This is a genomic window from Sphingomonas desiccabilis (assembly GCF_004135605.1).
In the GTDB taxonomy this organism is placed as follows: domain Bacteria; phylum Pseudomonadota; class Alphaproteobacteria; order Sphingomonadales; family Sphingomonadaceae; genus Sphingomonas; species Sphingomonas desiccabilis.
In genome coordinates this window covers 99,498-124,540 of the sequence record NZ_SDPT01000003.1, presented here as the reverse complement: position 1 = coordinate 124,540, position 25,043 = coordinate 99,498, and the positions used below count along the sequence as shown (strand labels likewise).

The following is a 25,043-nucleotide window of genomic DNA, read 5'->3' as shown; positions in this document are numbered from 1 at the left end:
GGCGGCGGCGGTCCGGCTGAACGCCAGGAAACCGGCGAGTTCACGACGCGTTCAATCCCCCACGCCTAATCTTGGCCCCATGATCTGGAGACGACCCATTCGCTTTCTTGCCCCCGCCGCTGCGATCGCGCTTGCCGCGCCCGTCGCCGTGCACGCGCAGGCGCCCGTCACCCTCGCGACCGTGCAGCAGCATCTGGCGCAGACCAACTCGATGACGGCCGCGTTCACCCAGACCGATCGCGCCGGCAAGGTGCTGACGGGGACGCTGACCCTGAAGAAGCCGGGCAAGATTCGCTTCCAATATGAGAAAGGCGTGCCGATCCTGGTGGTGTCGGACGGCAAGTCCCTCTATTTCCTGGATTATCAAGTCGGACAGAAGCAGCGTTGGCCGATCGGCAACTCGCCGCTCGGCATCCTGCTCGATCCGTCCCGCGACGCCTCCCGCTATGCCCGCGTGCTTCCGGAAAGCGACTCTCGCGTGGTCAGCGTCGAGGCCTATGATCCCAAGCATCCGGAATATGGCCGCATCACCCTGATCTTCGCGCGCAACGCCTCGGCACCCGCCGGGCTGATGCTCCAGGGCTGGGTGACGCTCGATGCGCAGAACAACCGCACCACGATCCGCCTGTCCGACCAGCGGTTCAACGTGCCGGTCGCGGACAATGCGTTCCGCTTCAACGAACCGCGTCGCGGCACCAACCGCCGCTGAACGGATTCGTGCAATCCATTCATTCTGGCGACAGCTTTCACCCTTTAGAGGGTGTCTTGCGGAGTTGAGGCGCGTCCGGGATTTTCCCCCCTGTTGCCCGGGTTCTCAATTCCTGCCTGCGTGACGAACGCTAGGTCGGCCCTCGTTCCATGCCCCCGGAACGAGGGCCTTTCCATTTCCGCGGCAGGCGCGCCGGCTCTGGCGCCCTTCGGTCCCCATCGCTACATCGCGAGCGATGACTGCGCCTCTTTCGATCGCCTCGTGGAACATCAACTCGGTTCGCTTCCGGATGGAGATCGTCGAGCGGTTCCTGCGCGAAATCTCGCCCGATATCCTGTGTCTTCAGGAAACCAAGGTGGTGAACGAGGATTTCCCGCACGCCCCGTTCCGGGCGCTCGGCTACAATCACATCGCGATCAACGGCCAGCGCATGCACCATGGCGTCGCGATCCTCAGCCGCGTGCCGCTGGTGGAGGACGACCGACTCGACTGGCAGGCCAATGGCGAGGCGCGGCACATCGGCGTCCGACTGGAAAACGGCCTTCGCCTGGAGAATGTTTACATTCCCGCCGGCGGGGACGTGCCGGATCGGGAGGTGAACCCCAAGTTCGGCCAGAAGCTCGATTTCCTGGAGCGGATGACGCGTTGGTCCGAAGGCTTGGCGAGCATTCCCACGCTGCTGGTCGGCGACTTCAACGTCGCCCCGCTCGAAAGCGACGTCTGGAGCCACAAGGCGCTGCTCGACGTGGTGAGCCATACGCCGATCGAGATCGAAGCGCTGGCCCGGCTACAGGCGGCGAATGACTGGGTAGACCTTGGTCGCCACTTCGCACCGGCCCCTGAGCGGCTGTTCACCTGGTGGAGCTATCGCGCAAAGGACTGGGCGGCCTCCGATCGCGGCCGCCGGCTCGATCACATGTGGGCAAGCCGGGACGTCGCCGCCAAGGCGACCGGCCACAAGGTGTTCGAGCATTGCCGCAGCTGGCTCAAGCCCAGCGACCATATCCCGATCCTCACCGAGTTCGCGCTTTGACCGACCCCCGCGCCGTGGCCCGCGCCATCGACGCGCTGCGCAGGGGCTGGCCCGTCGCGATCCTGGGTGCTGAAGCAGCCATCACCCTGCTCGCGATCGAGACCGCCGACCCGGTGCGGCTCGCGAGCTTCGATCCGGAGGAAAAGGCGGCGGTGCTGCTCTCCGCGGGACGCGCGGTCACGCTGAAGCTTACGAACCAGCGCGAGGCCGCCGTTCCGGACGCACCGGTGCTGGTCGACCGCGCGCCTTGGCTGGACTTCGCGGCCGCGACCGCGCTTGCCGATCCGCAGCTCGACCTCGCAACGCCGCTCAAGGGGCCCTTCCACGCGATCCCGCTCCCCGCTCCCGATGCCGCGCAGACCGCGTTGCAGCTTGCCCGGCTTGCGGGGGTGCTTCCCGCCTTCTTCGTTCGCCTCGGCCGCGATGCGGGCGCGGAAGCCGTCACGCCCGCCGATGTCGCAGCGCACGAGGATCCTGCACGCCTCGCCATCGCAACCCGCGCACGCCTGCCGGTGGCGGGTGCGGAGATGGCCGAGATCGTCGCATTCCGGACACCGGAATCGCCCGGCGAGCACATTGCGCTGCTGATCGGCACGCCCAATGGCCACGCGCCGCTCGTGCGGCTGCACAGCGAGTGCCTGACGGGCGATGCGCTCGGCAGCCTCAAGTGCGACTGCGGCCCCCAGCTGGACGCGGCGATCGCCGCGATTGCGGAAAGTGGCTGGGGGATCCTGCTGTATCTACGCCAGGAAGGGCGCGGCATCGGCCTGGTGAACAAGCTGCGCGCCTATGCGCTGCAGGACCAGGGGTTCGACACGGTAGACGCCAACACGCGGCTGGGCTTCGCCATCGACGCCCGCGATTTCCGCACCGCCGGACGGATGCTCCAGTTGCTCGGCCAACGGCAGATCCGCCTGCTGACCAACAACCCGGCCAAGGTTACCGCGCTTGAAGCCGCCGGCGTGCGCGTGACCGAGCGGGTACCGCATGCGCTCCCGCCCAACCCGCACAACGCGCGCTACCTGGCCACCAAGCGCGATCGCACCGGCCACCAGCTCTAGGCCCAGGCCGCCGCGAACCGCCTCAGATCACGTCGCCGCTCAGCCGCTGGCAGACCATGTCGAGCTGATCGAGCGTCGAATAGCTGATCGTCAGCGTGCCACCCTTCTCCCCATGCGCGATGCGTACGTTGAGCCCGAGCGCGTCACCCAGCTGCTGCTCGAGCGCCAGGATGTCAGCGTCCCCATCGGTTGCGTTGCCGCCGCCCCGGCTGCCCCGCGGCTGCGCGCCGCCGAGCGGCTGTGGCTTGGCTTCGCGCGCGAGCCGTTCGGTCTCGCGCACCGACAGGCCCTTGGCGATGACGCGATCCGCAAGCGCTTCCGGATCGGGCGCACCGATGATCGCGCGAGCGTGGCCCATGCTCAACTGTTGAGTCACCACCAGCTGCTGCACGGGCGCCGGCAGATCGAGCAGCCGCAGCAGGTTCGCGATGTGGCTTCGCGACTTGTGGACCAGCTTGGCCAGCGCATCCTGGGTATGGCCAAACTCGCCGATCAGCTTGCGATAGGCGTCCGCTTCTTCGATCGCATTCAAATCCTGCCGCTGGATGTTCTCGACGAGAGCGATTTCCATCGTCTCCGCGTCGTCCAGGTCCCGGACCAGCACCGGCACTTCGTGCAGCCGCGCGCGCTGGGCCGCCCGCCAGCGGCGTTCGCCGGCGACGATCTGATATTCCTTCCCGTGCGGTCGCACGACGATGGGCTGGATCAGGCCGCGCGACGCGATCGACGCCGCGAGATCGTCCAGCGCCGCTTCGTCGAAATGTCGCCGGGGCTGGTCCGGGTGCGGCGCCATCGCCGTCACGGGAAGCAGCCGGATGCCACTCGCCTGTCGTTCGACCCCCGAGACGGGTGCCTCGCGCGCGCTGTCCCCCAACAGCGAGCTCAGTCCGCGGCCGAGACCCGGACGCGGCTTGCGGGCAGGTGCGGTGTTGTCGGTCATGCGGCCTCCGCAAGCTTGGGCAGGCGACCGATCACTTCGCGTGCCAGGGCGATATAGGCTTCGGAGCCAGCGCAGCGATGATCGTAGATCAGCGCCGGCATGCCATGGCTCGGTGCTTCCGACAGGCGGACGTTGCGCGGGATTACCGTATCGAAGACGACCCGGCCGAGTACGGAGCGGACGTCGTCCGATACCTGGTCGGTAAGCCGGTTGCGGCGATCGTACATGGTCAGCACCACGCCCAGGATCGACAGTCCCGGATTGAAGCGGCCGCGGATCTGCTCGACGGTGGTGAGCAGCTGGCTGAGCCCTTCCAGCGCGAAGAACTCGCATTGCAGCGGCACCAGGAGCGCATGCGCCGCAACCATCGCATTGACGGTGAGCAGTCCCAGGGAGGGCGGGCAATCGACGAGGATCACGTCCCAGCGCTCTCCCCCGCGTTGCAGCGCGCGATCGAGACGATGGGTGCGCGCATCGAACTCGATCAGCTCGATCTCGGCACCCGACAGATCGACCGTCGCCGGTACGATGTCGAGGAGCGGAACCTGGGTCGGGATCGCCGCTTCCTGCAGTGACGTGTCGCCGAGCAGCAGGTCATAGGTCGATCGTTCGCGATCGTTGCGGCCGATGCCGAGCCCGGTCGAGGCATTTCCCTGCGGGTCCAGGTCGAGCAGCAGCACCCGCAGCCCCGTCGCCGCGAGTGCCGTTCCGACGTTGATTGCGGTCGTCGTCTTTCCGACGCCGCCCTTCTGGTTGGCGATGGTGATGCAGATCATGCTGGGGTTATCCCGCGTGCAATCACGATGAGCGATTCCGGATCGGTGAGGCTGTGTTCCACGTGAAACAGACCTTGCCATGAACCGGTTAAGGCTTCCACCTCGGATCGTGCCGAACGTCCTTTCGGCAGCAGCCATAGCGTCTTGCGATCGGTGAGATGCGCCGCACCACCGAACAGTGCCGGCAAGGCTGCCACCGCACGCGCACTGACGATGGCCGCGGGTGGCTGTGGGGCGAGGCTCTCTGCCCGCTTCTGCTCGACGCGAACATGGGCCAGGCCTAGCGCATCGGCAGCATCCCGAAGGAAGCTCGCGCGCTTCTGCCGCGGTTCGACCAGCAGCGTGGGGGCGTCACGCAGGATCGCAACGACCATGCCCGGGAAGCCGCCGCCGGTGCCGATGTCGATCCAGAGGCCGTTCCGGTCCTCCGCCAGTTCGACCAGCTGCGCAGAGTCCAGGCCATGGCGGAACCACAGGTTCGGGAGCGTGGATGCGGCCACCAGGTTTTGTCGGCCGCTCTCCTCGCGCACCACGTCCAGAAAGCGACCGACCCGCCCGACGCGCGCGGCATCATAGCGATCGGCAAACCAGCTGCGGGCTTCCTCTTCGGTCATCACGCAACCACCTTTCGGGCATGGACCAGCACTGCCGCAAGCGCCGCCGGCGTCACCCCGCGCACGCGCGACGCGGCGCCTAAGGTCGTGGGGCGAGCGGTCGACAGACGTTGCACCATTTCGGCCGACAGCCCGGGCACCGCCGAGTAGCCAAAGTCTTCCGGTAGACGGATGTGGTCATTGGCCCGCATTTCTGCGAGCTCCGCCTGCTGTCGCTCGGTGTATGGGGCATAGCGCGCGTCCTCGACGGCCTCCGCAAGAAGCGCTGCCGGAACGTCCTCAAGCCCCTCCGGCAGCAACTGCTCGAGCGCAACCCCGGGGAAGCGCAGCCACTCGCGAACGCTCCGCACGGCACCGTCTTGGCTCACCTGCCCGCCATTCGCTGCAACCATGCTCGCCGACAGCCGTGTGTCGAAGCGCTGCTCCAGCCCTATGCGTGCCGCTGCGCGGGCACGTACCCAGGCGAGCCGCTCCGGTCCCAGCAGGCCCGCTTCCTCCGCACGTGCCGAGAGACGCGTCGGCGCATTGTCCGCGCGCAGGGTCAGCCGATACTCGGCGCGCGCGGTGAGCATGCGATAAGGTTCGCTCACCCCTTGCAGCACCAGATCATCGACCATCACACCGATGTAGCTGGAGGCGCGATCGAGCAGCAGCGGCGCAAGATCGCAGGCGAAGGCAGCGGCATTGGCGCCGGCGACCAACCCCTGCCCCGCGGCCTCCTCATAGCCGGTGGTGCCATTGATCTGCCCGGCACAGAAAAGCCCCGGCATTGCCCCAAGAGCCAATCGCGGATTGAGGGAGCGCGGATCGACGTAGTCATATTCCACCGCGTAGCCGGGCGTTACGATACGGGTACGCGACAGCCCCGGAATGCTCCGGACCATCGCCTCCTGCACGTCAACGGGCAGCGAGGTCGAGATGCCGTTCGGGTACACCAACGGGGTGTCGAGCCCCTCCGGCTCCAGGAAGATCTGGTGCCCGTCACGATCGCCGAAGCGATGCACCTTGTCCTCGATCGAAGGGCAGTAGCGCGGACCCGGCGCGCCGATCGCGCCACTGAACAGCGGCGAACGATCCAAGCCGCTCCGAATGATCGCATGTGTCGCTTCCGTCGTGCGGCTGACGGCACAAAACAGCTGCGGCAGCACGCGGCCGGACTGCATCGCCGACATGGTCCACGGCTCGGCATCGGACGGCTGTTCGTCGAGCGCCGCCCAGTCGATCGTGCGACCGTCGAGCCGCGGCGGCGTTCCGGTCTTCAACCGGGCCATCGGCAACCCCAGGTCGCGAAGTTGCACGCCCATGACGGTCGCCGCGCGTTCCCCGACGCGGCCGCCCTCCTCGCGATCTTCGCCGCGGAAAATCCGGCCGCCCAGGAAAGTCCCCGTGGCCAGTACCACCGCGCGGGCGCTCAGCCGGGTACCATCGGCAAGCAACAGCCCGGCAACGCTGCCCTGCTGCACGAGCAACTGTTCTGCCTCGCCCTCGATCAAGGTGAGGCCCGGCTGCCCACGCAGCATCGCCTGGATCGCCGCCGCGTAGCGGACGCGGTCGGCTTGGACGCGCGGCCCCTGCACCGCGGCGCCCTTGCTGCGGTTGAGCATCCGGTAATGGATCGCTGCCCGATCCGCCGCGCGCGCGATCAGCCCGTCGAAAGCGTCCACCTCTCGGACGATGTGTCCCTTGCCCAGCCCACCGATCGCCGGGTTGCACGACATCGCTCCAAGCTTTGCAAGGTCGAAGCTCAGGAGCGCCGTTCGCGCGCCACGACGGGCGGCCGCGGCTGCGGCCTCGGTGCCGGCGTGCCCGCCGCCCACCACGATCACATCGAATGGAGACATGCTTGTGCGCTACTGCGCCGCCGCCCGGCCGTCAAAGCGTTCCACGTGGAACACTCACTTGCCGATACAGAACCGGCCGAACAACGCATCCAGGACACCCTCCACATCCGCGCGGCCCGTCACCCGATCGAATGCGGCCCGTGCGCGCCGAAGCTCCTCGGCAATCAGGAGCGGATCATGGTGCGCCGCGGCATCAGCAAGCGCACATGCAGCATCGTGCAGCAGATCCTGCTGCCGTCGGTTGAGCGCCAGCATGTCCTCGCGTGGCAGCAGCCCGCGGGCCATGCGCTCCATTTCCGACCAGAGTTCGACAATGCCCCACCCTTGCGCGACCGAGAGGCCGATGCGGTCGGAAGGGACCGCCCCCCGCCCCGGCAGGTCGGCACGCGGATGCAGCGCCAGCACCTGGACGCCTTCGATCTCTGGGGCTGGATCGTCGGCCAGCCACAGCAGCAGATCGGCACGCTGCATCGCCTCTTCCGCCCGTGCGATGCCGATCCGCTCGATCGGATCGTCCGTGTTCTCCGCCAATCCGGCCGTATCCGTCAGCACCCAGGCGATGCCGTTCCGTACCACCGGCGCCTCGATGCGATCGCGCGTGGTGCCCGCAATCGGCGAGACGATCGCCGCCTCGCGATCGGCAAGTGCGTTGAGCAGCGTCGATTTCCCACTGTTCGGCGGCCCCGCAAGCACGACGCGGATCCCGTCGCGCAGACGCTCCACCGGAGGGGCCGCCAGCACCTCTGCCAGTTCGGCACCCAGCGCCTCGCATCCTGACCGGATGTTCTCGAGCGCACCGAAATCGTCGGCGACATCCTCTTCATCCGCATGATCGAGCATCGCTTCGACGTGGGCTGCGAGCATCAGAAGCCGGTCCTGCCAGCCCTCCACCTGCCGCCGTACCGCACCTTCCGCCGTCGCTAATGCCGCGCGCCGCTGCGCCTCGGTCTCAGCCATCAGCAGGTCGCCGAGCCCCTCGGCCTCGCTCAGATCCAGGCGTCCGTTGGCAAGCGCACGGCGCGTGAACTCCCCCGCCTCCGCCGGTCGCAGTCGGGGCTGACGGGCAAGACACGCCTCGACCGCCCGCACCACCGCTCGCCCACCGTGCAGGTGCAGCTCCACCAGATCCTCGCCGGTCGCCGTGTGGGGGGCCGGAAACCACAGCAGCAGCGCACGGTCCAGCAACCCGCCATCCGCCGGATCCCGCAGCGCCCGCAGCCCTGCACGCCGCGGGGGCGGGAGCTCGCCTGCCAGCGCCTCCGCTGCAGCCACGGCACCCGGGCCGCTTACCCGAAGCAGCGCGATCGCGGCGGGGGGCTGGCCGCTGGAAACCGCAAAGATCGTGTCCATCGGCTCAGCCAGATCGGCTCGCCGTTTCGAACATCTTGCGCCAGAAGCTCATGCCGGCCTCGCCCATCGGCGCCCAGTGGCGCATCAGGGCATCCATCAGTTCAGGGCTCGCGCCCTTTTCGATCGACTCGCTCAGCATCGCGACATAGCGCTCATGCACCGGTGTGAAGTCCGGCAAACCCATGGCACGCCGCGCCTCTTCCGGTGTGCAATCCACCTCGACGTTGATCTTCACTGGCCTGTCTCCGCTTGAGGGCTCCGGCGCCATTGCCTAGCGTTCCACCGCTATGCGCCGGACGCGGGCTCTCCTGCAAACGCCGCATCGTTTCCAACCAGAGGAACCTCCATGGCAACGCTCACCCTCGACACGCTCGACGGCACGAACCAGTTCACCGCCTACCGCGCCGATCCCGCGGAGACCCCGCGTGCAGCCATTGTCGTGATCCAGGAAATCTTCGGCGTGAACGCCGGCATTCGCTCCAAGTGCGATCGCTTGGCGGAACAGGGCTATCTGGCGATCGCGCCGGATCTGTTCTGGCGGATCGCGCCGGGCGTAGACCTTGATCCCGACGTGCCGGAGGAAATGCAGCGCGCGCTCGACCTCATGGGGCAGTTCGATCAGGCCGCGGCGATCGCCGACATCGAGGCGACGATCCGCTTCGCCCAACGGCTGGTATCCGGGGGCAAGGTGGGGGCGATCGGCTTCTGCCTTGGCGGTCGGCTCGCCTATATGACGGCAGCGCGGACCGACGTGGATGCGAGCGTCGGCTACTACCCCGTCGGCATCGACGCGCTGCTCGACGAGAAGCACGCCATCGCCAAGCCGCTGATGCTGCACATCGCCGGGGCCGATCACTTCGTCCCTGCCGAGGTGCAGGCGGCGATGCACGCCGGCCTCGACGATCACCCCAGGGTCACGCTGCACGACTATCCGGGCGAGGATCACGGCTTCGCGACGGAGCGGGGGAACCGTCGCTCCGATGCCGCCGCGCGTCTGGCAGACGACCGGACGGCCGCCTTCCTCGCCCAGGCGCTCGCCTGAAACAAGAAGGGGCGGCCATCGCGGCCGCCCCTCTCCTTCTTTCCTTGGTTCCGGCCGTTCAACCGAACAGCTGGAGCAGGCCGATATGCTGGTCGGTGATGCCTTCGTAGATCATCTTCACCGCGACATAGAGGATCACCACCAGGCCGAGATAGCCGATCCAGCGATAGCGTTCGATGTACTTGGCGATGAGGTTGGCGGCGATGCCCATCAGCGCGACCGACAGCAGCAGGCCGATGATGAGAATGCCCGGATGATCCCGCGCCGCACCGGCCACGGCCAGCACGTTGTCGAGGCTCATCGAGACGTCGGCGACCGCCACGGCCCAGGCCGCTGCCGCAAAGCTCTTCGCCGGGCGGATGCTTTCGGTCTCGTCGCCTTCCACTTCGGGCGATCCGGGGCCACCGGCCGGGCGCAGTTCACGCCACATCTTCCAGGCGACCCACAGCAGCAGCACGCCGCCGGCGAAGATCAGGCCGATGATGCCGAGAAGCCAGCTGACCACCAATGCAAAGGCGATCCGCAGCACCAGCGCGGCGATGATGCCGATCAGGATGACCTTCTTGCGCTGCGCCACCGGCAATCCGGCCGCCAGCGCGCCCACGACGATCGCATTGTCGCCAGCGAGCACCACGTCGATCATCAGGACCTGCAGGAACGCCGACAGCGCCGACGGCGAGCCGATGTTGCTGAAGTCCGAGATGATGTGGTTCCAGATCTCGGCCGGGGAGCCCGGCCCCGCTGGAACCGCCGTGGCGGCCACGCTGAGGTGCGAAAGAAGGTCTAGCATGGCGAAATCCTAGTCTGCGGCTCGGCTAGCGCCTAGTCCGAACGACGGGCGCCGGCTTTTCCAGCAATGTTTCGTGACAATTCTGCGGCGGCAGTCGCCGGCCTGCGTAGGAAATCAAAACGGCCCGCGAGCCGACCGGACCCATCAGGGCATCGGTCGGCCGGCGGACCGGCTCGTTCGTCCAAAAGACGCGCTTACTGGTTCATCGAGTCGAAGAAGTCCTCGTTGGTCTTCGAGTCCTTCATCTTGTCGAGCAGGAACTCCATCGCATCGATGGTGCCCATCTGCATGAGGATGCGGCGCAGCACCCACATCTTCGAAAGCTTGGCCTTGTCGACGAGCAGTTCTTCCTTGCGGGTGCCCGACTTGCCGACGTCGAGCGCCGGGAAGATGCGCTTGTCCGCCACCTTGCGGTCGAGCACGATCTCGGAGTTGCCGGTGCCCTTGAACTCTTCGAAGATCACCTCGTCCATGCGGCTGCCGGTGTCGATCAGCGCGGTCGCGATGATGGAGAGCGAGCCGCCCTCCTCGATGTTGCGGGCGGCGCCGAAGAAGCGCTTGGGACGCTGGAGCGCATTGGCGTCGACACCGCCGGTCAGCACCTTGCCCGACGACGGTACGACCGTGTTGTAGGCGCGGCCCAGACGCGTGATCGAGTCGAGCAGGATCACCACGTCCTTCTTGTGCTCGACCAGGCGCTTGGCCTTTTCGATCACCATCTCGGCGACCTGGACGTGGCGCGTCGCCGGCTCGTCGAAGGTCGAGGAGATGACTTCGCCGCGCACCGAGCGCTGCATGTCAGTCACTTCCTCGGGCCGCTCGTCGATCAGCAGCACGATCAGGAAGACTTCGGGATGGTTGTCGGTGATCGCCTTGGCGATGTTCTGCAGCAGCACCGTCTTACCGACGCGCGGCGGCGCCACGATCAGCGAGCGTTGGCCCTTGCCCTGCGGCGCGACGATGTCGATCACGCGCGCCGACTTGTCCTTGGACGTCGGATCGAGCTGGTCGAGCGTCAGCTTCTGCTCGGGATAGAGCGGGGTGAGATTGTCGAAGTTGACGCGATGGCGGACCGCATCGGGATCGTCGAAGTTGACCGAGACCAGCTTGGTCAGGGCGAAGTAGCGCTCACCGTCCTTGGGGGCGCGGATCTCGCCTTCCACCGTGTCGCCCGTGCGCAGGCCGAACTTGCGGACCTGGTTCGGCGACACATAGATGTCGTCGGGGCCCGCGAGATAGTTCGCTTCCGGCGAGCGCAGGAAGCCGAAGCCATCGGGCAGCACCTCGATCGTCCCCAGGCCCATGATCTGGTCGCCATTCTCGGCCTGCGCCTTCAGGATCGCGAACATCAGGTCCTGCTTGCGCATCGTCGACGCGCCTTCGACACCTAGTGCCTCGGCCATCGTGACGAGGTCTGCGGGCGCGTGCTTCTTGAGGTCCTTGAGGTGCATGGAGCTGATCCGAGTGGCGTTGATGCGGATAAGGGAGGAGCGTCGATCGGCGAAAAGGGAAGGCGCGAAACGATGCTGGAGGAGGGACGCGCGAGTGCCGGAGGACAACCGCTCGTCCTTGCGAGTTAGGTTCGCCCTTTGCTCAAGTCAAGCGAGGACGACGATCCGCGGCGTCGGCAGCGCGCCCGGTTTGTCGAAGCGATCCGCAGGGTGGGTCAGAAGGGCTTCACGATCGCCAGCGCGACGATCACCGCCAGCAGCAGCGCCGGCACCTCGTTGAGCATGCGCAGGCGCGAGGACGCAAGCGTGGGCCGCCCCGCCGCCAGCTTCTTTGCGTAGCCGACCGCCCAGCCGTGGTAGCCGGTCAAAAGCAGCACGAAGAGCAACTTCGCATGCAGCCAGCCCAAGCCCGGTTGTCCGTCGAAAAGCCCCGCATTGGCGGCCAGCGCCAGCCCCAGCAGCCACACCGCGACCATCGCCGGCGTCAGGATCATCGCCCGCAGCTTCGCCTCGCGGGACACCCAGCGCGGCCGCTCGGCAGGGTCGTCGAGCCCTTCCTGGTGATGCACCAGATAGCGCGGCAGGATGAACAGGCCTGCCATCCAGAACACCATGAAGATGACGTGCGCGGCCTTTACCCAGAGATAGGCGGACCCGAGGAAGTTGGTCATGCTTGGCTCCTGCGAACGCGTGCCACGAGCTGCTCGACGTGGGCGATCGGCGTATCCTGCTGGATCCCATGGCCCAGGTTGAAGATGTGCGGGCGGTCGGCGAAGGCGGCGAGGATCCGGTCGACCGCCCGGTCCAGCGTCTCGCCGCCGGCGATCAACGCGAGCGGGTCCAGATTACCCTGCACCGGAAGATCGCGCGGCAATGCCGCGTTGGCCCAGACCGGGTCGACGGTCTCGTCCAGCCCGACGGCATCGACGCCCGTGGCTTCGGCATAGGCGACCAGCTTGCCCCCGGCACCCTTGGGAAAGCCGATGATCGGGGTGTCTGGATGGCGCGCCTTCACGGCTTCGACGATGCGGGTCGTCGGGGCGATCACCCAGCGCTCGAACTGCTCGGGCGACAGGCTGCCCGCCCAGCTGTCGAACAGCTGCACCGCATCGACCCCGGCATCGATCTGCGCCGACAGATAGTCGATCGTGAGGCCGACGATCCGATCGAGCAGTGCCGTCATTAGTTCCGGATCGAGATAGGCAAGCCGCCGTGCCTCCGCCTGCTCGCGGCTGCCCTGCCCCGCGATCATGTAGGTAGCGACCGTCCAGGGTGCTCCCGCAAAGCCCAGGAAGGTCACCGCCGGGTCGAGCGCTGCCTTTACGCGCCGTACCGTCCCGTAAACCGGCTCCAGCCGCTCAGGCGCTGGTTGCAAGGACGCAAGGGTCGCCCGGTCGATTTTGGGTGCCAGTCGCGGCCCCTCCCCCGTCTCGAACCACAGATCCTGCCCCAGCGCGTTCGGCACCACCAGAATGTCGGAGAACAGGATCGAGCCGTCGAACCCGAAGCGGCGCAGCGGTTGCAGAGTCACTTCCGCGGCTGCTTCGCTGTCGTTCACCAGGTCGAGGAATCCGCCCTTCTCGGCACGCAGCGCCCGATATTCAGGGAGGTACCGCCCGGCCTGCCGCATGAGCCACAGCGGAGGGACGGCCTGGCGGGTGCCGCGCAGGGTTTCGAGCAGCGGCTTGGGCGTCGGAATCTGAGTCAGCGTGGTGCCTCTACAGAAAAGAAGATTCAAAGAATGAAGGAGGTGGAGGTTGTTGGCGTGGGGATGCTGGGGTTTATGCCGCCATCCCCAAATTGCCAACAGCTTGACGTGGGCAGACTCACGCACGCCCTCAGATTCGGATTCACCTATCCACGTTATCCACAGGCTGGTGATGGAACCGGCGGCTGTCGATGCGGCTGTGGACGAATCCGGGGGAATGTGGACGGATCGTGCCGCTTGGCCGCGTGTTCGGGTTGCGCTAGCGCTTATCCCCATGTTGTCCACAGCCTTGTCCCGCTGAGCCATGCGGCTGCACCTGCACCTCCTGTCGGACTCGACCGGCGAGACGCTTGAGAACATCGCCAAGGCCGCGCTCGCGCAGTTCGATGGGGTCGAGACGCTCCGGCACTTCTGGCCCATGGTGCGCAGCCAGACGCATCTCGAGCGGATCCTGCAGGAAATCGCCCACAATCCCGGGATCGTCCTGTTCACGCTGGTGAACGCCGAAATCCGAAAGACCCTGGAGGCGCGGTGCCGCGTCATGGGCCTGCCGGCGGTGGCGCCGCTCGATGGCGTCAGCCATGCGCTGTCCAGCCTGCTGGGGCAGGAGGCGAAAGCACGCCCCGGACGTCAGCACATCCTCGACGCCGCCTATTTCGCGCGCGTCGACGCGATTCAGTTCACCATCGCGCACGACGATGGCGTGCTGTGGGAGGAGTGGGAGGAGGCCGACATCCTGCTGGCAGGCGTGTCGCGATCTTCCAAGACGCCGACCTCCATCTATCTCGCCAATCGCGGCTACAAGACCGCGAACATCCCGATCGTGGTGGAATCGCCACCGCCGCCGGCGCTCTATTCGCTCAAGCATCCGATGATCGTGGGGCTCACCACCAGTGCCGATCGGCTGATCCAGATTCGACGCAACCGGCTGCTGTCGCTCAACCAGGCAGCGAACACGGACTATGTCGAGCAGGATTCGGTCGCGCGGGAAATCGCGTTCGCCAGGCGCATGTTCGCGGACAACGGGTGGCCGGTGATCGACGTCACCCGGCGCTCGATCGAGGAAACGGCAGCTGCGATCATCACCCTCTATCAGGAACGCAAGGGGGAGCGGCAATGACGGATGCGCCACGCCTGGTGCTTGCATCGCAAAGCGCGTCGCGCAGGGCGATGCTCGCCGCCGCCGGGATCGCCCACGATGCCGTGGCCAACGGACTCGACGAAGAGGCGGCCAAGGCGGCGCTCGCGGCCGAAGGGCTCGGGGCGCGCGACTTCGCCGATGCGCTTGCCGAGCTGAAGGCGATGCGCGCGGCGACCCGCGTCTCCAGCGGACTGGTGCTCGGTGCCGATTCGGTCGTCGCCGCGCCGGACGGCGGGTTGCTCGACAAGCCTGCCGGTCGGGACGACGCGGCCACCCAGTTGCGGCGACTCTCCGGCGCTCAGCATGATCTCTACAGCGCGGCGGTGATCGTGGAGGGTGGGCGCCCGGTCTGGCGCCACATCGGCCATGCGCGCCTGCACGTGCGGGCGCTGAGCGACGCCTTCATCGAGGCCTATCTGGAGGCCGAGTGGCCGGCAATCTCGGGCTGCGTCGGCTGCTATCGCGTCGAGGGCATGGGCGCGCAGCTATTTCACCGCGTCGAGGGGGATCACTGGACGATCCTTGGCCTGCCGCTGCTGCCGCTCGCCGCCTATCTGCGGGACAGAGGAGTCTTGTTGTCGTGACGCAACCCTATGCCGAGGTGATCGGGGACCCGATCACCCATTCCAAGTCGCCCCGCATCCACCGCTTCTGGCTCGACGCGCTCGGCATGGAGGGCGAGTATCGCGCAACCCGCGTGGAGGCGGAGGGGCTGAAGGCCTATTTCGACGCACGCGGTGCCGATCCCGCCTGGCGCGGCTGCAATATCACCCTGCCCCACAAGACCGCGGCGCTTGATCATGTCGAGGACCGGGGCGGCGTGCGCCAGTCGATCGGTGCGATCAACACGGTGTTTCGCGACGGAGATGGTCGCCTCGTCGGCACCAACACCGACGCAGGCGGCTTCTATGCGCCCATCGCCGGGCTCGCGCTCGAAGGCGCTCCGGTGTGCGTCGTCGGTGCAGGCGGCGCGGCACGTGCGATCCTGTTCGCGCTGTCGAAGCTGAATGTCGGCCGCGTCACGCTGCTCAACCGCAACCCCCTGAAGGGCGCGGCCCTGCTTGCCAGCTTCGGCTTGAAGGGCGATGCGCTTCCGCTCTCGGCGCCGGTGCCGGCCGCCAAGCTGCTGGTGAACGCCAGCGCCCTGGGCATGACGGGCCAGCCGCCGCTGGAACTGGATCTCGGGCCTCTGCCGGAAGACGCGGTGGTCTACGACATCGTCTATGCGCCGCTGGAGACGCCGTTGCTCACCGCCGCGCACGCCCGCGGGCTGGAAACGGTCGACGGGCTGGAGATGCTGGTGGGCCAGGCGGCACTCGCGTTCGAAATCCTGTTCGATGCCCAGCCGCCGCGCGACCGGGACGAGGAACTGCGCGCGTTGCTGCTCGGGTGATCCGTCTCGGCCTCACCGGTTCGATCGGCATGGGCAAGTCGACCGTGGCAGCGATGTTTGCCGAGGCCGGTATTCCCGTGTTCGATGCCGATGCAGCCGTACACCGGCTGCAGGGGCCTGCCGGGCGCCTGGTCGCGGCGATCGAGGCAGCGTTCCCCGACACGACCGGAGCGCAAGGCGTCGATCGCACCGCCCTGGGGGAGGCGGTGCTCGCCGATCCGGCGGCGCTCGGCCGTCTGGAGGCGATCGTCCACCCTGCGGTCACCGAGGAACGGGCCGCCTTTGTCCGCGATCATGGATCCGCGCCCATTCTGCTGTTCGATGTCCCCTTGCTGTATGAGACCGGGGGCGAAGCCTATGTCGACAGGGTGGCGGTGGTGAGCGCAAGCGCCGACGTGCAGCGACAGCGGGTATTGGCGCGTCCCGGGATGACCGCGGCGCGGCTCGAAGCCATCTTGGCGCGCCAGTTGCCCGATGCCGAGAAGCGTGCCCGCGCCGATTTCGTCATCCCCACGGACGTTCCGCTCGCCGAAACCCGGGCTGCGGTTCACCGCGTGATCGCTTGCCTGTCCGGTTCGTAAGGGGAATAGCGGCCTGATGCGCGAGATCGTCTTTGATACCGAAACCACAGGCCTCAGCTTTTCAGGCGGCGATCGGCTGGTCGAGATCGGCTGTGTCGAGCTGTTCAACCGGGTCGAGACCGGCCGGGTGTTCCACGCCTATTTCAATCCCGGTCGTCCCATGCCGGCCGAGGCGCAGGCGGTGCACGGCCTCTCCGACGCTTTCCTCGCCGACAAGCCGGCGTTCCACATGGGCGTGGACGCACTGCTCGAGTTCCTGGGCGACAGCCCGCTGATCGCACACAACGCCTCGTTCGATTTCGGCTTCCTCAATGGGGAGCTCGGCCTCTGCAAACGCTCGGCGATCGTGATGGACCGGATGGTCGACACGCTGCTGATCGCGCGCAGCCGCCATCCCGGCGCCAAGCATACGCTCGACGCTCTGTGCGTCCGCTTCGGAATCGACCGCAGCCGCCGCGTGCTGCACGGCGCGCTCCTGGACGCCCAGCTTCTCGCGCAGGTCTATGTCGAGTTGATGGGGGGGCGCCAGATCGGGCTCGGGCTCGCCTCGGCCGCTCCGCAGGTGGAGGAAACCATCGTCGTTGCAGCGCCGAAGGTGCGCCCGCCACGGGTTTTCGCGGCGAGCGATGCGGAACTGGCGGCCCATGCAGCGTTTCTAGAGACGGTCAAGCAGCCGTTGTGGCACGCCGGGGCGGCTGGTTGACGGGTCTGGGCACTGTGCCTAGGCCGGTTCAATTGAGTGGAGAGAAGTATGGACATCCGGGTTTCAGGGCATCAGGTCGACACGGGCGACGCGCTGAAGCAGCTGGTCCAGGAGCGCCTCCAAGGCATCGCCGATAAATATTTCGCCCGCGCGATCTCCGCGACGGCGACCTTCGGCAAGGGACCCCATGACAACGGCTTCACCTGCGACATCGTTGCGCACGTAACTCAAGGCCTGGTGCTCAAGGGGCATAACTCGGGTCAGGATGCGCAGGGTGCGTTCGTGGGTGCCGCGGACAAGATCGAGAAGCAGTTGCGCCGCTACAGCCGCCGGCTGAAGGACCGCAACGCGGTGGAAGCCGCCGCCCTTGCACAGGCAGGCGCCTATGACGACTTCGACAACGCCGGCTACACCGTCTTCGGCGGCAACGAGGCCGAGGAAGAGGCAGAGGCCGACGCACCGCTGATCATCGCCGAGACGCGTGTCGACGTGCCGGATGCCAGCGTTTCCGACGCGGTGATGATGCTCGACCTGCGCAACACCAATGCGCTTCTGTTCAAGAACAGCGGCACCGGCGCGTTCAACATGGTCTATCGCCGTCACGACGGGACGATCGGCTGGGTCGAACCCAACCGCGCGGCCTGAGTGCCGCCGGAGATTTCAGCCGCCTGATGATCGACTTCAGCGATCTCCTGACGCCGGATCGCGTGCTGGCCGGGGTGCCAGCCGCGAACCGAAAGGCGTTGTTCCAGCAACTGGGCACGGTCGCGGCGACCGTGCCCGGCGTGGACGCGCGCGCGGCGTGCGATCTTCTGGCGCATCGCGAGCGGCTGGGATCGACCGGCTTCGGCAACGGTATCGCGACCCCCCATGCCCGAATCCAGGGGCTTGCCTGCGTGGTCGGCGTGTTCGTGCGGACGGCCAAGCCGATCGATTTCGCAGCCGTCGACGACCTGCCGGTCGACCTGGTCTTTGCATTGTTCTCGCCCAGCGAGGGTGCGGAGCATCTGAAGGCGCTGGCGCGCGTGTCGCGGGCGCTGCGGGACGCGGACTTCCGCGCGAAGCTACGCGGCGCCGGCTCCTCCGATGCGCTCTATGCGTTGCTGACGGGCGTCGAGGCGCGTGACGCCGCCTGATCCGACCGGCGCGGAGGCCCATTTTCGTGCGCTGGAGTCGCTCTACGCGGCCGCGCCGATCAACCGGCTGTTCGAATCCCGCCTCGAAATCGCAGAGAGCGGCGTCGCTCGCATCCATTTCGAGATCCAGGAAACCCATTACCACGCTGCCGGCGCCGCCCACGGCACCAGCTATTTCAAGATGCTGGACGACGCAGCCTTCTATGCCGCGAACAGCCTGGTCACCGATCGCTTCCTGCTCACGACGGCCTTCAACCTGCTGCTCACCCGTCCCCTGCGGGCCGGGCCGGTCGTGGCCGAGGGACGCTGGATCAGCGGGCAACGGCGTGTGTTCGTCGCCGACGCGCGGCTGATCGGCCCGGACGGCGAGGAGGCGGCGCGCGGTACCGGGACCTTCATGCGCTCGCAGATCCCGCTCGCGGGCCTGCCGGGCTACCGGGCGGCGTGAGCGACCGGCTGCCGACCGCGCTCGCGGTCAACGCCCTGGTGCGCCTGATCGACCAGGCGGGCGGAAGCGCCATGGTGCTGGCGCGTGGCGACCGTGACTCAGGGATCGTACTGCTGCTGGTCGAGCAACGCGGCGGCCCCTCGCGACTCTTCGAGCGCGGCTATGGTCCAGACGGCCGCCGTGCGATCGTGCAGGTGGGCCCCTCGGACGGAGATCCGGGGTCGGTAAGCGACTATTGGCAACGGCGCCGCCGCAGCGATCCCGACCTCTGGGTCGTCGAGGTGAATGTCGCAGATGCACAACGTCTCGCCGCGGAGACGATCTTCGCCGATTGACTCGTTCTCCTGCCGCGGCGATGGGAGTTTCACTGTTTCGTGGCGTTGTGCCGCGCCGGGGTGCGATACCGGTCGGTGACGCAGTCGGGGGGAAAGCCCGGGCGATCGGCATACCGATCGGTCGCGCACCAACCGCATAGCAATGATGATCCATGTCGTCCAAGAAGCGGACCGCGTGCACCGCGGCCCTCTATCTCTGTGTCGCGCTGCTGGGCGCGATCACCACTCCGGGTTTCGCGTTCGAAGCAGAACGTGCATCCGTCGAGACTGTTAACGTGGAGAGCGCGGCGAAGGTTCCCGCAGCCCCCGTTACCCAGCTGGCCTCCGTCGCAACGACGGCCGCCCCCGCCGCTTCCCCGCTGAAGCCGCAGACCGTTACCTTCGCTGCCTCCACTCCGATCGTCCAGGCGGTGGGCACGGCCAGCGTCACCGCCACCTTTGGCTCGCTTGCTGCGGCGGTTGCCGCGCAGCCGTCGAATGCAGGCGAGGACGAGCAGATCAACTGCCTCGCGACCGGCATCTATTATGAGGCGAAGGGCGAGCCGCTTTCCGGCCAGCTCGCCGTCGCCGAAGTCATCCTGAACCGCACCCAGTCGGGCCGCTTCCCCGACACCGCCTGTGGCGTGCTCAAGCAGCGCGGCCAGTTCTCGTTCGTGCGCGGCGGCAAGTTGCCCGAGCCGAACGCCGGCAGCACCGCGTGGCGCACTGCGGTCGCCGTTGCGCACGTCGCCAAGCGCGCGCTTTGGGACAGCCCCGCCGACGGCGCGCTGTTCTTCCACGCCCGTCACCTTGCGCCGCGCTGGGGCAAGGCCCGCGTGGCCTCCGTCGGCAACCACATCTTTTATCGCTGATCGCCGTGGCGCGGGGCTTCCCCGCGTTCGTGGATTGTTCTAAAAAGCCGGGCATGGGTTCCGTGCTTGTTCCGAACGCTGCTTCTGCGTTGCCGGTGGTCGACGCCGGCCCGCTGGTGGCGGCGGATGTCGCCCGTGGGGTGACCCGCCTGCTGCTGCGGCACGATTGCACCGCGATGGCGGAGGTGCCGCTGGACGGCGGGCGGCGTGCCGACCTGATGGCGCTCGATGCGAGCGGACGCATCGTCATTGTCGAGATCAAGGTGTCGCGTAGCGACCTTCTCGGGGACGGCAAGTGGACCGACTATCTCGGTCATTGCGATCGCTATTTCTGGGCAGTCCCGGCCGGCTTCGACACGTCGATCCTGGACACCGAAGCGTTCCTGCCCGAACGTTGCGGCGTACTGGTCGCCGATCGCTATGACGCGGCCGTGCTGCGGGAGGCGACCACGGTGCCGCTCGCAGCAGCCACCCGCAAGCGCTGCACCCTCGCCTTCGCGCGCCGCGCTGCGCGAAGGCTGATCGGCGTTACCGATCCCGACGCGGTGCAGGGCTGGTAGCCAGCCGCGCGCGTTTCCCGCGCCTAGAGGCGCGGACCGGCGACGACGGGCTTCTTGGCCTTGGGCGCTTCGTCCATCAGCTTGAGCAGCGCAGGGGTACGCGTGTCGCGCCGGGCATAGTCCCGCGCAGACATGCCGGCCATGACGTCCGCCTGATCCGGGTTGGCACCGCCCTCGATCAGCGTACGCACCAGATCGATGCGGCGCAGCTGCACCGCGCGGATCAGCGGGGTCTCGCCCCGCGAATTCGCAAGGTTCAGATTGGCCTTGTAGCGGATCAGCGAATCCAACCCGTCGGTGAAGCCCTTCTCGACCGCCAGCATCGCCGGCGTGTTGCCGTCGGCATCCCGGATGTTCGGGTCCGCACCCTTGGAGAGGAGGAAGCGGAGATACACGCCGTCGCTGCGGCTCGTCACGATGTGCAACGCGCCGTCGCCCGTCGTCCGGTCCTTGCTGTTGATCAGCAACTGGCCAGGCTGGTTCAGGAAGTCGGTGACCTTGTCCCCGTCTCCCTTCCGCACCGCTTCGAGGAACTCGTAGCTTTGCGAGCGCTGCTGGGCGGTGGCGATGGAGGGAGACGCCACAAGGGCGGCGGCGAGACACAGGTTCAAGACGCGAGACATGGGGCGAAATGTACTCATCCGCTGGGGCTGCTTGCAAGCGCGAGCCTATCAGATCATGGCTGATCGCACCATGGATCGCTTCGCCCGCCTCGCCACCGTCCCGATGCTGTCGCTCGCGCTGCTTCTCGCCGGGTGCGGGAGCGGGACCAACGGCCAGTCCCAGGAACCGCCGCTTGCCGGCGCGCGCATCGGCGGCCCGTTTGCGCTCACGGATGGTGCAGGCAAGACGGTGCGCGATGCCGATTTCGCCGGCCGCTACCGCATCGTCTACTTCGGCTACACCTTCTGCCCGGACGTGTGCCCGGTCGATCTCCAGAAGATCGCCGCGGGGCTCAAGGCGCTCGAGGGCACGCATCCCGATCTGGGTGCCAAGGTGGTGCCGATCTTCGTAACCGTCGATCCGGAGCGCGATACTCCCGACGTCGTCGGGCGCTATGTCGCCGCCTTCCACCCGCGAATGGTCGGCCTCACCGGCACGCCCCAAGCGATCGCGCAGGTCGCGCGTGCCTATGCGGTCCCGTTCGCCAAGCGCCAGGATCCGGGCGCGACCGAGTATCTGATGGACCATGGGACTCAGGCCTATCTGATGGGGCCGGAGGGCAAGCCGATCGCGCTGCTGCCCACCGATCAAGGCCCGCAAGCGATCGCCCGCGAACTCGAACGGTGGGTTCGATGAGCGACCGTTTCTGGGAGGACACCCCCCTCTCAAAGCTTGACCGCGCGCAATGGGAGGCGCTGTGCGACGGCTGCGGCAAGTGCTGCGTGCACAAGCTGGAGGACGAGGAAACGGGTGAGCTGATGGCCACCAACGTCTCCTGCCGCCTGCTCGACCGTCGGTCGGGGCAGTGCAGCGACTATCGTCACCGCCACGCCTATGTCTCCGAATGCGTGCGGCTGACCGCGCGATCGGTCCCGCACATCGAATGGCTTCCCTCGACTTGCGCCTATCGGCTGCGGGCCAATGACGAGCCGCTGCCCGACTGGCATTATCTCGTCTGCGGAGATCGCGAAGCGGTGCATGCCGCTGGGGAATCGACCCGCGGGTGGACCATCTCCGAGGACGACGCGGGCGACCTCGAGCATCATCTGGTCGACCGTCCGCTGTGAACGAAGCCCCGGGCGCGCCGATCGAGGTGGTCCGGCACCCAAGGGCGCGCCGCGCGCGCCTGTCGGTGGACCCGGCGACCGGACGCGTGCGGCTCACCCTCCCCACCCGCGCGGCTCTTCACCCGGCGCTTGCCTGGGCGGAGAGCAAGCGGGACTGGATCGACGCGCAGCGGGAACGGCTTCCGGAAGCGCGACCCTTCACCCCGGGCGCAATCATTCCCTTCGGCGGCGCAGAGCTGCGGATCGTCTGGGAGGAAAAGGCCGGCCGCGGCCCCGTTCGGGACGGTGATCTGCTTCGATGCGGGGGGCCGATCGAAGGCGTTCCAGCACGCGTGGCGCGCTGGCTACGACGCGAGGCGCTGGCGGTGCTTGCGCAAGAGACGCAGCGTTATGCCACGCGTGCGGGCGTAACCGTCGCTCAGGTGACGATCGGCGATCCGCGGGGCCGGTGGGGCAGCTGCACGGGAGGAGGAGCGATCCGCTACAGCTGGCGGTTGATCCTGGCGCCTGGGTTCGTGCTGCGGGCGACCGTGGCGCATGAGGTCGCGCATAGACTGCACATGGACCACAGTCCGGCGTTCCACGCCGCCGTGGCACGATTGCTGGAGTCCGATCCGGCACCGGCACGCGCGTGGCTCCGCGCGCACGGTGCCTCGCTTCATTGGTACGGGCGCGCGTCCGGATCGTAGCCGGGACGCTCGGTCGCACGGCGGGGATCGCCCGCTGCCGGCCGGCGGGGCGCCGGTGCGGGCTCCCGCGGCGGCCCGGTCCGGCCGATCGCGCGATCCAGCCAATCCTGGTCCAACGTCTCGCGCGGCGCCGGCTCCTCATAAGGCGTGCGTGTAGGCTGCTGCTGCTCGGGTTGGAACGGCGCCATCTCCTCCGGCTCGGACGGACCCTCGATCGGATAGCCGTTCTCATCGACGAACACGCCGTTGTCGGGCTCGCCATAGTAGGACTCGGCGTCCGGTTCCTCCTGCCACTCGGGCAGCGTCACCTGCGTCTCGAAATTCTCGACCGGGCGACTGGCGACCGCCTTTTGCATGAAGCTCGCAAAGGCGCGCGCGGGCGCGGTGCCGCCCTGCAGGCCGCCGACCGCGCGAGCGTCGTCCCGGCCCATCCAGACCCCCGTCGTCAGCCCACTCGAGAAGCCCAGGAACCACCCATCCTTGTTGGACGTGGTCGTACCGGTCTTGCCTGCCACGGGCCTTCCGATCTGCGCAGCGCGGCCGGTTCCGGTCGCGACCGCCGTCTGGAGCAGGTCGGTCATCTGAGCGGCCACATAGGGCGCCACCAGCACGCGTGAGGTGTCAACCTGGTGCTGGTAGATCACCGATCCACCGGCGGTCACCCGGGTGATGCCATAGGGGGTCACCGCAACCCCCTTCTGCGACACCGAAGCGAAGGCGCGGGTCATGTCGATCAGCCGCACGTCCGAGGTGCCCAGCACCATCGCCGGACGCGTGTCGATCGGCGTGGTGATGCCGAAGCGGCGGGCCATGTCGGCGACGGTGGTGTAGCCGACGTCGCGGCCCAGCTTCGCGGCCACGGTATTGATCGAATAGGCGAACGCCGATCGCAGGCTCATGGAGCCGTTGAAGCGGCCGGAGCTGTTGCGGGGGCTCCATCCGTTGATCGTCACCGGCTCGTCGACCACCTGGTCCTCGGGCTTGTAGCCCGCTTCCAGCGCAGCCAGGTAGACGAACAGCTTGAACGCCGAACCGGGCTGGCGGGTCGCCTGGGTCGCACGGTTGTAGATCGACGACACATAGTCCTTGCCGCCGACCATCGCCCGCACGGCGCCGTCGCGATCGAGCGACAGCAACGCACCTTGCACCCCGGCGGGCGCGTTGGCGCGGATCGCCTGGTCCGCCGCCCGCTGCATCGGCAGGTCCAGCGTGGTCCAGACGTCCAGCGGCGCGTCGGTTTCGTCGATCAGTGTCTCGAGCTGCGGCAATGCCCAGTCGGTGAAATAGCGGACGCTGTTCTGCTTGGGCTCGGGGGCGAGCTTCACGGCATGCGGATCGGCCGATGCGGCCTCGCTCGCGCTGATCGCGCCGGTCTCCTGCATCAGCTCCAGGACGACGCCAGCGCGGCCGACGGCCGCCTCGGCATCCGCGGTCGGCGAATAGCGAGACGGCGCCTTCACCAGCCCGGCGACGACTGCCGCTTCGGACAGGTCCAGCGAGGTGCCGGGATGGCCGAAGAAACGCCGCGAAGCCGCGTCGATCCCATAGGCGCCCCCGCCGAAATAGACCTTGTTGAGGTAGAGCTCGAGGATCTGGTCCTTGGTGAACTTGCGTTCGAGCGCCAGCGCCAGCACGACCTCACGCAGCTTCCGGCTCACCGTATAGCTGTTCGACAGGAAGATGGTGCGCGCCACCTGCTGGGTGATCGTGGACGCGCCCTGCAGGCGCCGGCCGTTGCCGTGGTTGTCGATCGCGAACTTGATAATGCGCGCGATGGCGACCGGGTCCACGCCCCAATGTGAGCGGAAGCGCCGGTCCTCCACGGCAACCATCGCATCGCGCATCACCGGCGGGATCTCGTCGTACGGGATCCACTCGCCATAGCTCGGCCCCAGCGAAACGAGGATCGTGCCGTCGGCGGCGCGTACCCGGATCATCTGCCCGTTCGGGGAAGATTTCAGTTCCCCGAAGCTCGGCAGATTGGCCCGCGCGTTCATCACCGCGACGGTGAGGCCGAGGGCGGCGAGCAACAGCAGGGCAAGCCCCGAACCCAGGGTCCAGAGCAGGATGCGGCGCCACCGGGGCGCGGGCGGGCGTTTACGGGTGCGGGTGGCCATGGAAGCCGTGCCGGATTACGCGCTGCGGGCGCCGCCCACAAGCA

30 protein-coding genes are annotated in these 25,043 nt (G+C 67.5%); 18 read left to right on the top strand and 12 right to left on the bottom strand.

The window, feature by feature from the left end; genetic code table 11:
• Positions 1-79 precede the first annotated feature (79 nt).
• The 3 genes from EO081_RS14210 to ribA all read left to right on the top strand — a co-directional run bounded on the left by EO081_RS14210 (position 80) and on the right by ribA (position 2,803).
• Positions 80-709, top strand: a complete 630-nt coding sequence (locus EO081_RS14210; protein WP_129342777.1) for a LolA family protein — start codon at positions 80-82, stop codon at positions 707-709.
• A gap of 235 nt (positions 710-944) precedes the next feature.
• A complete protein-coding gene (locus tag EO081_RS14205) occupies positions 945-1,742 on the top strand; it encodes an exodeoxyribonuclease III (protein WP_129342775.1) in 798 nt (265 codons plus the stop codon).
• Positions 1,739-2,803 carry a GTP cyclohydrolase II gene (ribA, locus tag EO081_RS14200; protein ID WP_129342773.1) on the top strand — a complete coding sequence of 355 codons (1,065 nt, stop codon included), beginning with the start codon at positions 1,739-1,741 and terminating at the stop codon, positions 2,801-2,803. The genes EO081_RS14205 and ribA overlap by 4 nt, the downstream gene beginning before the upstream one ends.
• A gap of 22 nt (positions 2,804-2,825) precedes the next feature.
• Here ribA and EO081_RS14195 read toward each other — a convergent pair whose 3' ends face one another.
• The 6 genes from EO081_RS14195 to EO081_RS14170 are packed head-to-tail and all read right to left on the bottom strand — an operon-like array spanning position 2,826 to position 8,559.
• Entirely contained in the window at positions 2,826-3,743 is a 918-nt protein-coding gene (locus EO081_RS14195; RefSeq protein WP_129342772.1) for a ParB/RepB/Spo0J family partition protein, read from the bottom strand.
• Complete coding sequence (locus tag EO081_RS14190; RefSeq protein WP_129342770.1) at positions 3,740-4,519, bottom strand: ParA family protein; 780 nt, start codon at positions 4,517-4,519, stop codon at positions 3,740-3,742. The genes EO081_RS14195 and EO081_RS14190 overlap by 4 nt, the downstream gene beginning before the upstream one ends.
• Positions 4,516-5,133 carry a 16S rRNA (guanine(527)-N(7))-methyltransferase RsmG gene (gene rsmG, locus EO081_RS14185; protein ID WP_129342769.1) on the bottom strand — a complete coding sequence of 206 codons (618 nt, stop codon included), beginning with the start codon at positions 5,131-5,133 and terminating at the stop codon, positions 4,516-4,518. Before rsmG ends, EO081_RS14190 begins: the two co-directional genes overlap by 4 nt.
• The gene (gene mnmG / locus EO081_RS14180) at positions 5,133-6,974 is read right to left on the bottom strand and encodes a tRNA uridine-5-carboxymethylaminomethyl(34) synthesis enzyme MnmG (protein ID WP_129342767.1); all 1,842 of its coding nucleotides are present in this window, start codon (positions 6,972-6,974) and stop codon (positions 5,133-5,135) included. Before mnmG ends, rsmG begins: the two co-directional genes overlap by 1 nt.
• Before the next feature lie 54 nt (positions 6,975-7,028).
• Complete coding sequence (mnmE, locus tag EO081_RS14175; protein WP_129342765.1) at positions 7,029-8,324, bottom strand: tRNA uridine-5-carboxymethylaminomethyl(34) synthesis GTPase MnmE; 1,296 nt, start codon at positions 8,322-8,324, stop codon at positions 7,029-7,031.
• Between the two features lie 4 nt (positions 8,325-8,328).
• Entirely contained in the window at positions 8,329-8,559 is a 231-nt protein-coding gene (locus EO081_RS14170) for a DUF6489 family protein (protein ID WP_129342763.1), read from the bottom strand.
• Between the two features lie 111 nt (positions 8,560-8,670).
• On the opposite strand from EO081_RS14170, the gene EO081_RS14165 reads away from it, so the two are divergent.
• Entirely contained in the window at positions 8,671-9,366 is a 696-nt protein-coding gene (locus EO081_RS14165) for a dienelactone hydrolase family protein (RefSeq protein WP_129342762.1), read from the top strand.
• A 58-nt stretch (positions 9,367-9,424) separates the two neighbouring features.
• Here the strand turns inward: EO081_RS14165 and EO081_RS14160 are convergent, their stop codons facing one another.
• From EO081_RS14160 to hemE, 4 genes are all read right to left on the bottom strand, one after another.
• Positions 9,425-10,156 (bottom strand): TerC family protein, encoded by a 732-nt coding sequence (locus EO081_RS14160; RefSeq protein WP_129342760.1) that lies wholly within the window; start codon positions 10,154-10,156, stop codon positions 9,425-9,427.
• A gap of 194 nt (positions 10,157-10,350) precedes the next feature.
• Positions 10,351-11,607, bottom strand: a complete 1,257-nt coding sequence (gene rho / locus EO081_RS14155) for a transcription termination factor Rho (RefSeq protein ID WP_129342759.1) — start codon at positions 11,605-11,607, stop codon at positions 10,351-10,353.
• 215 nt (positions 11,608-11,822) lie between these two features.
• A complete protein-coding gene (locus tag EO081_RS14150) occupies positions 11,823-12,278 on the bottom strand; it encodes a CopD family protein (protein ID WP_129342757.1) in 456 nt (151 codons plus the stop codon).
• Positions 12,275-13,315 carry a uroporphyrinogen decarboxylase gene (gene hemE, locus EO081_RS14145; RefSeq protein WP_240697729.1) on the bottom strand — a complete coding sequence of 347 codons (1,041 nt, stop codon included), beginning with the start codon at positions 13,313-13,315 and terminating at the stop codon, positions 12,275-12,277. The genes EO081_RS14150 and hemE overlap by 4 nt, the downstream gene beginning before the upstream one ends.
• Before the next feature lie 304 nt (positions 13,316-13,619).
• On the opposite strand from hemE, the gene EO081_RS14140 reads away from it, so the two are divergent.
• The 11 genes from EO081_RS14140 to EO081_RS14090 all read left to right on the top strand — a co-directional run bounded on the left by EO081_RS14140 (position 13,620) and on the right by EO081_RS14090 (position 20,463).
• The gene (locus EO081_RS14140; RefSeq protein WP_129342755.1) at positions 13,620-14,435 is read left to right on the top strand and encodes a pyruvate, water dikinase regulatory protein; all 816 of its coding nucleotides are present in this window, start codon (positions 13,620-13,622) and stop codon (positions 14,433-14,435) included.
• Positions 14,432-15,040, top strand: a complete 609-nt coding sequence (locus EO081_RS14135) for a Maf family protein (protein WP_129342753.1) — start codon at positions 14,432-14,434, stop codon at positions 15,038-15,040. Before EO081_RS14140 ends, EO081_RS14135 begins: the two co-directional genes overlap by 4 nt.
• A complete protein-coding gene (locus EO081_RS14130) occupies positions 15,037-15,849 on the top strand; it encodes a shikimate dehydrogenase family protein (protein WP_129342751.1) in 813 nt (270 codons plus the stop codon). Before EO081_RS14135 ends, EO081_RS14130 begins: the two co-directional genes overlap by 4 nt.
• Positions 15,846-16,430 (top strand): dephospho-CoA kinase, encoded by a 585-nt coding sequence (gene coaE, locus EO081_RS14125; RefSeq protein WP_129342749.1) that lies wholly within the window; start codon positions 15,846-15,848, stop codon positions 16,428-16,430. Before EO081_RS14130 ends, coaE begins: the two co-directional genes overlap by 4 nt.
• Positions 16,431-16,446: 16 nt before the next feature.
• Positions 16,447-17,133, top strand: a complete 687-nt coding sequence (dnaQ, locus tag EO081_RS14120; protein ID WP_129342747.1) for a DNA polymerase III subunit epsilon — start codon at positions 16,447-16,449, stop codon at positions 17,131-17,133.
• A gap of 48 nt (positions 17,134-17,181) precedes the next feature.
• Positions 17,182-17,778, top strand: a complete 597-nt coding sequence (gene hpf / locus EO081_RS14115) for a ribosome hibernation-promoting factor, HPF/YfiA family (protein ID WP_129342745.1) — start codon at positions 17,182-17,184, stop codon at positions 17,776-17,778.
• A gap of 26 nt (positions 17,779-17,804) precedes the next feature.
• A complete protein-coding gene (locus EO081_RS14110; RefSeq protein WP_129342743.1) occupies positions 17,805-18,269 on the top strand; it encodes a PTS sugar transporter subunit IIA in 465 nt (154 codons plus the stop codon).
• Complete coding sequence (locus tag EO081_RS14105) at positions 18,256-18,717, top strand: PaaI family thioesterase (protein WP_129342741.1); 462 nt, start codon at positions 18,256-18,258, stop codon at positions 18,715-18,717. The genes EO081_RS14110 and EO081_RS14105 overlap by 14 nt, the downstream gene beginning before the upstream one ends.
• A complete protein-coding gene (locus EO081_RS14100; protein WP_129342739.1) occupies positions 18,714-19,052 on the top strand; it encodes a DUF1491 family protein in 339 nt (112 codons plus the stop codon). The genes EO081_RS14105 and EO081_RS14100 overlap by 4 nt, the downstream gene beginning before the upstream one ends.
• A 152-nt stretch (positions 19,053-19,204) precedes the next feature.
• A complete protein-coding gene (locus tag EO081_RS14095) occupies positions 19,205-19,903 on the top strand; it encodes a cell wall hydrolase (protein ID WP_129342737.1) in 699 nt (232 codons plus the stop codon).
• Positions 19,904-19,956: 53 nt separating this feature from the next.
• Positions 19,957-20,463, top strand: a complete 507-nt coding sequence (locus EO081_RS14090) for an MmcB family DNA repair protein (protein WP_129342735.1) — start codon at positions 19,957-19,959, stop codon at positions 20,461-20,463.
• A gap of 23 nt (positions 20,464-20,486) precedes the next feature.
• On the opposite strand, the gene EO081_RS14085 is transcribed toward EO081_RS14090, so the two are convergent.
• Positions 20,487-21,086: an ankyrin repeat domain-containing protein gene (locus tag EO081_RS14085; RefSeq protein WP_129342733.1), complete on the bottom strand. Its 600-nt coding sequence runs from the start codon at positions 21,084-21,086 to the stop codon at positions 20,487-20,489.
• Between the two features lie 55 nt (positions 21,087-21,141).
• Here EO081_RS14085 and EO081_RS14080 point away from each other — a divergent pair, with 55 nt between their 5' ends.
• From EO081_RS14080 to EO081_RS14070, 3 genes are read left to right on the top strand one after another with little or no spacing between them, the layout of a single operon-like run.
• On the top strand, positions 21,142-21,762 hold the full coding sequence (locus tag EO081_RS14080) for an SCO family protein (protein ID WP_129342731.1): 621 nt from the start codon (positions 21,142-21,144) through the stop codon (positions 21,760-21,762).
• Positions 21,759-22,193: a YcgN family cysteine cluster protein gene (locus EO081_RS14075; RefSeq protein WP_129342729.1), complete on the top strand. Its 435-nt coding sequence runs from the start codon at positions 21,759-21,761 to the stop codon at positions 22,191-22,193. Before EO081_RS14080 ends, EO081_RS14075 begins: the two co-directional genes overlap by 4 nt.
• A complete protein-coding gene (locus EO081_RS14070; RefSeq protein WP_129342727.1) occupies positions 22,190-22,882 on the top strand; it encodes a M48 family metallopeptidase in 693 nt (230 codons plus the stop codon). Before EO081_RS14075 ends, EO081_RS14070 begins: the two co-directional genes overlap by 4 nt.
• On the opposite strand, the gene EO081_RS14065 is transcribed toward EO081_RS14070, so the two are convergent.
• The gene (locus EO081_RS14065) at positions 22,852-24,999 is read right to left on the bottom strand and encodes a transglycosylase domain-containing protein (protein ID WP_129342725.1); all 2,148 of its coding nucleotides are present in this window, start codon (positions 24,997-24,999) and stop codon (positions 22,852-22,854) included. The two genes, EO081_RS14070 and EO081_RS14065, sit on opposite strands and share 31 nt — an antisense overlap.
• Positions 25,000-25,043 lie beyond the last annotated feature (44 nt).

Bases quoted from the DNA above. Each gene is read 5' to 3' on its own strand.
- EO081_RS14210 (WP_129342777.1), top strand. From the start codon at position 80: ATGATCTGGAGACGACCCATTCGCTTTCTTGCCCCCGCCGCTGCGATC.
- EO081_RS14205 (WP_129342775.1), top strand. From the start codon at position 945: ATGACTGCGCCTCTTTCGATCGCCTCGTGGAACATCAACTCGGTTCGC.
- EO081_RS14195 (WP_129342772.1), bottom strand. From the start codon at position 3,743: ATGACCGACAACACCGCACCTGCCCGCAAGCCGCGTCCGGGTCTCGGC.
- EO081_RS14190 (WP_129342770.1), bottom strand. From the start codon at position 4,519: ATGATCTGCATCACCATCGCCAACCAGAAGGGCGGCGTCGGAAAGACG.
- rsmG (WP_129342769.1), bottom strand. From the start codon at position 5,133: ATGACCGAAGAGGAAGCCCGCAGCTGGTTTGCCGATCGCTATGATGCC.
- mnmG (WP_129342767.1), bottom strand. From the start codon at position 6,974: ATGTCTCCATTCGATGTGATCGTGGTGGGCGGCGGGCACGCCGGCACC.
- mnmE (WP_129342765.1), bottom strand. From the start codon at position 8,324: ATGGACACGATCTTTGCGGTTTCCAGCGGCCAGCCCCCCGCCGCGATC.
- EO081_RS14165 (WP_129342762.1), top strand. From the start codon at position 8,671: ATGGCAACGCTCACCCTCGACACGCTCGACGGCACGAACCAGTTCACC.
- EO081_RS14160 (WP_129342760.1), bottom strand. From the start codon at position 10,156: ATGCTAGACCTTCTTTCGCACCTCAGCGTGGCCGCCACGGCGGTTCCA.
- rho (WP_129342759.1), bottom strand. From the start codon at position 11,607: ATGCACCTCAAGGACCTCAAGAAGCACGCGCCCGCAGACCTCGTCACG.
- EO081_RS14150 (WP_129342757.1), bottom strand. From the start codon at position 12,278: ATGACCAACTTCCTCGGGTCCGCCTATCTCTGGGTAAAGGCCGCGCAC.
- EO081_RS14140 (WP_129342755.1), top strand. From the start codon at position 13,620: ATGCGGCTGCACCTGCACCTCCTGTCGGACTCGACCGGCGAGACGCTT.
- EO081_RS14135 (WP_129342753.1), top strand. From the start codon at position 14,432: ATGACGGATGCGCCACGCCTGGTGCTTGCATCGCAAAGCGCGTCGCGC.
- dnaQ (WP_129342747.1), top strand. From the start codon at position 16,447: ATGCGCGAGATCGTCTTTGATACCGAAACCACAGGCCTCAGCTTTTCA.
- hpf (WP_129342745.1), top strand. From the start codon at position 17,182: ATGGACATCCGGGTTTCAGGGCATCAGGTCGACACGGGCGACGCGCTG.
- EO081_RS14110 (WP_129342743.1), top strand. From the start codon at position 17,805: ATGATCGACTTCAGCGATCTCCTGACGCCGGATCGCGTGCTGGCCGGG.
- EO081_RS14095 (WP_129342737.1), top strand. From the start codon at position 19,205: ATGTCGTCCAAGAAGCGGACCGCGTGCACCGCGGCCCTCTATCTCTGT.
- EO081_RS14090 (WP_129342735.1), top strand. From the start codon at position 19,957: ATGGGTTCCGTGCTTGTTCCGAACGCTGCTTCTGCGTTGCCGGTGGTC.
- EO081_RS14085 (WP_129342733.1), bottom strand. From the start codon at position 21,086: ATGTCTCGCGTCTTGAACCTGTGTCTCGCCGCCGCCCTTGTGGCGTCT.
- EO081_RS14080 (WP_129342731.1), top strand. From the start codon at position 21,142: ATGGCTGATCGCACCATGGATCGCTTCGCCCGCCTCGCCACCGTCCCG.
- EO081_RS14075 (WP_129342729.1), top strand. From the start codon at position 21,759: ATGAGCGACCGTTTCTGGGAGGACACCCCCCTCTCAAAGCTTGACCGC.
- EO081_RS14065 (WP_129342725.1), bottom strand. From the start codon at position 24,999: ATGGCCACCCGCACCCGTAAACGCCCGCCCGCGCCCCGGTGGCGCCGC.